A 7,241-nucleotide genomic window follows, 5' to 3' on the forward strand; every position below is an offset into this window, starting at 1 on the left:
ATTATTTTATTTGATGCTATTTCAGCTACTTGAATTTTTTCTTTAAAGTATAGGATTTTATCCTCATAAAATTCAATTTCTTCTTCTACGCTTGCTAAACTTCTAACGCTACTTTCTATTTCATCAATTTCTTTATCATCTAAGATAAGAACTTCAATATCATTTTTCTTATATGCTTCTAATAATGGAGAGTTTTTAAGAACTTTTTCATTTTCACCTACGATGTAGTAGATTGCTTTTTGTTCTGAATCTGCTGCTTCTTTATATTTAGCTAATGAAGTTAAACCTTCTGCTTTAGTTGATTTATATCTTAGTAAATCTAAAATCATCTCTTTATTTGTGAAGTCTTGGTAAGCACCTTCTTTTAATGCTCTATTATATTGTTCTATGAATTTTGAATATTTTTCTTCATCTTTAGAAAGTTTTTTGATTTCATTTAAAATCTTTTTAACAGATGCTTGTTTAATATTTGCAAGAACTCTATTTTCTTGTAAAATTTCTCTTGATACGTTTAATGGTAAATCTTCTGAATCAATAATACCTCTAACAAATCTTAAGTATGTTGGTAATAACTCTTTTTCAGAATCTGTAATAAATACTCTTTTAACATATAACTTAACACCTGGTTGGTAATCAGCTCTATACATATCCATTGGAGCAGTTGCTGGAATATAGAATAATGTTGTATATTCATTTACACCCTCTGCTTTTGTATGAATTGTACACATTGGGTCTTGAGAATCATGAGAGATTGATTTATAGAAATCATTGTACTCATCAGCTTTTAACTTACCCTTTGGTTGCATCCATAAAGCAGTAGCTTCATTGATTTTTTCATTTCTATCTTCAATAGATTTTTTAGCTTCTTTTCCAGATTTTTTATCATCTTCGCTTAATTCTTCAGTTACTTCTTCTTTATAAGAAAGATAAATTGGGTATGCAATATGGTTAGAGTATTTTCCAACGATTGTTTTAATTCTTTCTTTTGTAGCGAATTCTTCTGCTTCTTCATCTTTTAATTTAATGTAAATTACTGTTCCTGAAGATTCTTTTGTACAAGGTGATAAATCAAATTCACCTGTTCCATCAGATGACCATTTATAAGCTACTTCTTCTCCAGCTTTTTTAGAAATAACATCTACATGAGATGCTACCATATATACAGAGTAAAAACCAACCCCAAATTGTCCAATAAGGTTAGAATCTTTTTTATCATCACCTGTCATTGCTTCAATGAAAGATTTTGTTCCTGATTTTGCAATAGTACCAATTGAAGCGATTAAATCTGCTTCATTCATACCAATACCATTATCACAAATTGTTAATGACTTATCAGCTTCATCAAATGAAATATCAATTTGCCCTTTCCAATCTTCTGGTAAAGAAGCCTTAATTGTATCATCTGTTAATTTTAAATAGTTTAATTTATCAATAGCATCACTTGCATTTGATACTAGTTCTCTAATAAAGATTTCTTTATTTGAATATAAAGAGTGAGTCATTAGATGTAATAATTGCCCTACTTCTGTTTGAAATTGATGTTTTGCCATAAAAATCTCCTATATATTTTTTAAATTTGTAATGAAATTTTATCACATCTTTATAAAAGGAAGCTAAAGTTTAATAAAAAATTAGCACTTTAGCATTAAAAGTGCTAATTTTAAGATTACATTGATTCTATGTCAGTTATTTCAGGGCCTGAAAGTTTTTCTAATTTTTGTTCTACTAGACTTAAGAAGTCTGTTCTATTTTTTTCATCCATATTATTTTCTAACATCTCAATAATATATTTTATACCATTTGCATTAATTTTTTTTACACTTGCTAAATAGTGTACAAAAGAGATTATCTTAATATCATTAATTGAATATAGTTTTTTTATCTCACTTTTAAAAGGCAATAAACCTTTATCCTCATACATCTTTAGTGTTCGTACTTTTGCAGTTAAAAGTTCTGCAATACTACTTAAAGGTATTACATCTTTTGTATTATCTAATAAAGCCAATTTTATCCTTTTTGAAAATCATTTCGTATTATATAAAATTTATCATTAATAAAAGTTAGTAAATACTTTTTGTTATTATTTTACATACTTTATGTAAAAGATTACACAAAATATGTAAAAGTAAAACAACTATTTTACAAATAAAACAATTAAATTTTACAATTATTATAAAAATTTAAGTTAGTTTTATATACCCTAGATGAAATTTATATACATAAAAATCTAATTATTTTAAGGAATTAATAAAATGTCGACTAATTCAAAGTCAAGAAAATACAAAATTGGACAAGATAATTTACAAAAATTTGGTCTAGATATTCACAATCCAGTATTTGGTGCAAGTGCTATTCTTATATTAGTATTTGTAATTGGAACACTTATTGCTCCTGCTGAATCAAAAGAAGTTTTAGATTCAGCAAAATGGTGGGCAATAAATAACTTTGACTGGTTATTTATGGGTTCTGCAAACTTTTTTGTACTATTTTGTCTTCTACTAATAGTATTACCTGTTGGTAAAATAAGAATCGGTGGAAATGAAGCTAAACCTGAATTTACAAATTTTGCATGGTTTTCAATGCTTTTTGCAGCAGGAATGGGAATTGGACTTATGTATTGGTCTGTTGCTGAGCCAGTTGCTTATTATACAGGTTGGTGGCATACGCCTTTAAATGTTGTAGCAAATACACCAGAAGCAAAAGATTTAGCAATGGGTGCAACTATGTATCATTGGGGATTACATCCTTGGGCTATTTATGCTGTTGTTGGATTATCTTTAGCATTTTTTTCATATAGTAAAAATTTGCCTTTAACAATGAGATCAGCTTTTTATCCAATATTAAAAGAGAAAGTTTGGGGATGGCCTGGTCATATTATTGATTTATTAGCTGTATTATCAACTATTTTTGGACTTGCAACTTCTTTAGGTTTAGGAGCACAACAAGTATCTTCTGGTTTAAAATTTTTATTTGATATTGATAATGGTGTAGATACTCAGATTTTAATTATTATAGGTATTACAATTTTTGCATTAATTTCTGTTGTTAGAGGATTAGATGGTGGAGTAAAACTATTAAGTAAATTTAATATTATTGTAGCTTTTGCATTAGTTTTATTTATCATTATTCTTGGACCTACACTAAATATTATTACAGGTGTTGGAACTACTTTAGGAAACTATGCTTCAAATATTTTTGCACTTAGTAATTTTATTGGTAGAGAAGATAATGATTGGCTTCATGGTTGGACTGTATTTTATTGGGCATGGTGGATTGCATGGTCTCCATTTGTTGGAATGTTTATTGCACGTGTTTCAAAAGGAAGAACAGTAAGAGAGTTTATTATTGCTGTATTACTAATTCCTACTGTTGTAACATCTATTTGGATGAGTACATTTGGTTTAACTGCACTTGATCAAGTTATTGGAAATGTTGGTGCTTTAACAAATGGAATTACTGATAAATCATTAGCAATGTTTCAAATGTTAGAAAACTTACCTTTTTCAACAATTACATCAAGTGTTGCAATATTTTTAGTTATTGTATTTTTTGTTACATCATCTGATTCAGGTTCATTAGTAATTGATAGTATTACAGCTGGTGGAAAAGTTGATACTCCTGTTGTACAAAGAGCATTTTGGGCAATTTTAGAAGGACTTGTAGCAATCGCATTATTATATGTTGGTGGGAAAGAAGCACTTAGTGCTTTACAAGCTGGTTCTATTACAACAGCCCTACCATTTACCTTTATTCTTTTAGTGATGTCATATTCACTTTATATAGGTTTAAAATCAGAATTAAATAAGTAGTATTTTACTGCTTATTAATTAAAAAGCACAAAAAAGATACACTACCCTTATTATATACAATAAGGATTAAATATGAACAAAGATAAATTTTTAAATGATTTAGCTGAAATTTATGATTTTTTAAACGCTCAAAAAACAAATGTAAATAAACTAATATCATATTTAGAAAATAATGAATTTGATAAATTAACTATTATAAATGAATTTGCTTCATCTCTTGAACTTGAAATGAGTAATGACTTAAGATTTGCTCTTGTTACAAGATTAGTAAACTTAAGAGATGACTCACTTGTTCAAGTACTAAAAAAAGCCAATAAAAATGATGAAGAAATTATTGCTTTACAAGAAAAAGCTTATTGTTTTGTAAGAGATTTCTGGCATGAAAAACACAAAGGTACAGTATCTTATATAAAAAACAATAATCTTTTAACACCATTTTATCAAGCAATTTTTGAAGGTGTTTATAATGTTGGACTAAAAATGTCATCATGGCAAAGTTTATGGACAGCGCATATTATAAATGGAATAAATAAAGAACTATTAGCTCAATTTGATGGAAATGAAGAAGAAGTATTTAAATTCTTAGAAAAAAAACACTTACTTGATTTAGGTCATAACGAAATGATAGCTGATAGATCTTACTCTGCACTTGTAAAAGAAAAAGATGGATATCACTCACAAGCTTATATAAAAGCATTTAAAGAACAAACAACTGCTGTTATTGATGAACTTGAAGAGTTTGAAGAAAGACTAATAGAACTTGAAGATGATATTTATGGTGAGAAATGGAACTATATTTTATATATCCAAACATTAATCAAAGCATTTGGAGAAGATAAAACTCACCTATTAGTTTCAAGATGGGCTGATGTTGATAGAGCTTGGATGAAAATCAAGTCACCTATTCAAATTGGACATCCTTTAGAGTATTATGAAGATCACTTTAGAAAAGCAGTAGCCTTAGAATGGGATATTAGACTTACTAATCCTGAGTTCTCTCAAAATGATAATAGAGTAAATAAAATCAAATCAGCATTTGCAAAAATCTTTGACTCTTTTGAAGATAATAAAGATTATAAAAACACTTATGATTTCTCACTTAAATCATTAGATAAAGTGCAACTATATGTAGGAAGACCCGCACTATTTTTTGGTGCAGAGTTTAATGGACTATTTTCAGCTCAAGTTGTACCAAATGATGAAATAGTATCAAAAGAAGAAGGTAAAAAGATCTTTGCATTTTCTGATGAAATACTTCAAACTACAAGAGCAAAACCATTTTTAAAACTAAGCAGTGAAATTTTTGGACAAGAATTATTAAGAGAAGATAGAAATTTTTTATTCAATGAAACATCTGCTTGGCATCAAGTTTATGATATTACAACTATTGGTCATGAATTTGGTCATATTTTATGGTGTGATGAAGATACAGAATCAGTTATGAATAAAACAGGAAACTTTAAAAATATTGAAGAATTCAAAGCTACAACTGGTGGTTTAGTATCTTTCTTTTTAGATGAATCAAATGATGAAAAAGAGCTAGAAAAACAAGTATTAATAGATACAGTTAAACGAGCTATTGGACTTATGGGATGGATGGAAGTTGATGAAGTCCAACCATATTATTGTGAAGGAATTATTCACTTAAATGGTTTATTTGATTCAGGTATTTTAGATTGGGATGAAAAGAATCTACGTATTGATTTAAGTGATGAAAAACATGAAGCACTTAAAAAATGGTATATAGCTACATATACAGCATTAGCAAGTCATTATTTAAATAAATTAGATGCAACAGAGTTTTTAAATTTATATGCAGTAAAAGAAGATAAATACTTTATGCCTGTAAATAAAAAAATCAACTCTTTCGTAAAACACTACTTCTCAAGATACCAAGCTATTGGTCAAGAATTAGATACAGTTGATAAAAAAAGTAACTATATAAAATAAGAGGTTTCACCTCTTATTTTATCTTTTATTTTATACTTGGACTTATGCTTTGCCAATCTTCTATTAACTCTTCTTTTAAAATAAATGTAGAATTTTTATCTGCTTTTTTTTCATAATCCATAGGAGTTACTACCACTAATCCACCTTTTAATAAACTTGTAAAAGTATTTGATTCTACTTTTGTTCCTGAGAAAATAGAGAACTTTAAATTAAAACCACTTATGTCATAAAATGTAGAATTATCTCTTACAAATTTTGAGTATTTATCAAAAATCAAACAATCCATTATTACTTTTGTTCCATCATTACTTAAATCAATATTGTTAATTTTTCCTATTTGAACATTTTTATAGTAAATTGGAGAATTAATTCCTGCACTTGAGGCATGATATGAGTGTACTTTTAAAAGTATTCCTTTATCTAAATTAGAAAATGCTGGTTTTTTAGATAATCCTATAAACTCTTTTTGTATTTTTTTATTTGAACTTTTTATAACTCCAATATCAACAGCCATAATAGCAGAACCGATATTTTCTATTTTATCTAAAGATACAATTGGTTTTTTTAGATAAAAGATTGTGCCTTTTTTTGCAATAGAGTTATAATCATCAAAAATTAATGCATCAACTTTTACTTTTTGATTTTTTAGTAAAGAGATATTTGTAACTTTTCCAATATTTACACCTTTATAGGTAAGAGCTGAAAAATCTTTTTTTACATCTTCCACCTCATCAAAAATAATGCTAATACTATTTGTAGAGTTTTGCATATCTTCAAGTGAAGAGAATATTTTATATTTAGAATATTTCACTTTTGTATTTGAATCAAGATAAATAGCTCCATTTAATAAAGAAGAAAAATCTTCTATTTCAAAGATTAGACCATTTAAACTTGCATTTAAATTTACTACACTTTTTTTATAAAATCTTGAGTTTTTATTTAGATACTTTTTATATTTTTTATAAATAAAAAGTTTTGCTTTTGAGTTATTATCTTTAAAATTAATTGATTTTACAAAACCTATTTCTTGATTTTTATACATAATTGCCATATCTTCTTTAATTTTAAAATCATCATCAAAATATGCAGTTATTAGTGAACCTTCATTATGTATTCTTTTTATTTTTTGAACATCTTTATATGAAGAATAAAGTTTAAAACTTGTTTTACTTAGTTTATCTTTTCTTTTAACATCAACTATTGCTATTGCCCCATTTAATAAAGGTTTTAAACCTGCATAGTTTACATTTACATCAAGGTTTTTTATATCAATTAACTTTGAACTCATATCATAAAACATTGTATGATTATTTATTAGTTTATTGTATTTTTCATAAATCGATATTTCTATTTTTACCTTATTTAAATCTTTTGATAAACTATAATCTAAGACTTTCCCTATTTCGATATTTTTAAAATAGATTTTTGAGTTTTTACTAATAGAGTTTAAATCTTTTGCATATAAACTATATTTTGAATCTA

General features: G+C 26.7%; 5 protein-coding genes. 2 read left to right on the top strand and 3 right to left on the bottom strand.

The genetic code is table 11. The annotated features are described in order from the left end of the window. The coding region (gene htpG / locus ACERKK_RS09245; protein ID WP_373772798.1) for a molecular chaperone HtpG at positions 1-1,550 on the bottom strand (1,550 nt) is incomplete at its 3' end. A 116-nt stretch (positions 1,551-1,666) separates the two neighbouring features. Beyond that, positions 1,667-2,005, bottom strand: coding sequence for a MerR family transcriptional regulator (locus ACERKK_RS09250; RefSeq protein ID WP_373772799.1), 339 nt, complete (start codon positions 2,003-2,005; stop codon positions 1,667-1,669). A 247-nt stretch (positions 2,006-2,252) separates the two neighbouring features. Here ACERKK_RS09250 and ACERKK_RS09255 point away from each other — a divergent pair, with 247 nt between their 5' ends. Then, complete coding sequence (locus ACERKK_RS09255; protein WP_373772800.1) at positions 2,253-3,809, top strand: BCCT family transporter; 1,557 nt, start codon at positions 2,253-2,255, stop codon at positions 3,807-3,809. Between the two features lie 72 nt (positions 3,810-3,881). Then, positions 3,882-5,759, top strand: a complete 1,878-nt coding sequence (gene ciaB, locus ACERKK_RS09260; RefSeq protein WP_373772801.1) for an invasion protein CiaB — start codon at positions 3,882-3,884, stop codon at positions 5,757-5,759. Positions 5,760-5,784: 25 nt separating this feature from the next. On the opposite strand, the gene ACERKK_RS09265 is transcribed toward ciaB, so the two are convergent. Then, the coding region (locus ACERKK_RS09265; protein ID WP_373772802.1) for an MlaD family protein at positions 5,785-7,241 on the bottom strand (1,457 nt) is incomplete at its 5' end.

This window comes from Poseidonibacter sp. (assembly GCF_041821165.1).
Taxonomy (GTDB): domain Bacteria; phylum Campylobacterota; class Campylobacteria; order Campylobacterales; family Arcobacteraceae; genus Poseidonibacter.

What these genes read in the sequence shown, in the direction of transcription:
- ACERKK_RS09255 (WP_373772800.1), top strand. Translation starts at nt 2,253, where the DNA reads ATGTCGACTAATTCAAAGTCAAGAAAATACAAAATTGGACAAGATAAT.
- ciaB (WP_373772801.1), top strand. Translation starts at nt 3,882, where the DNA reads ATGAACAAAGATAAATTTTTAAATGATTTAGCTGAAATTTATGATTTT.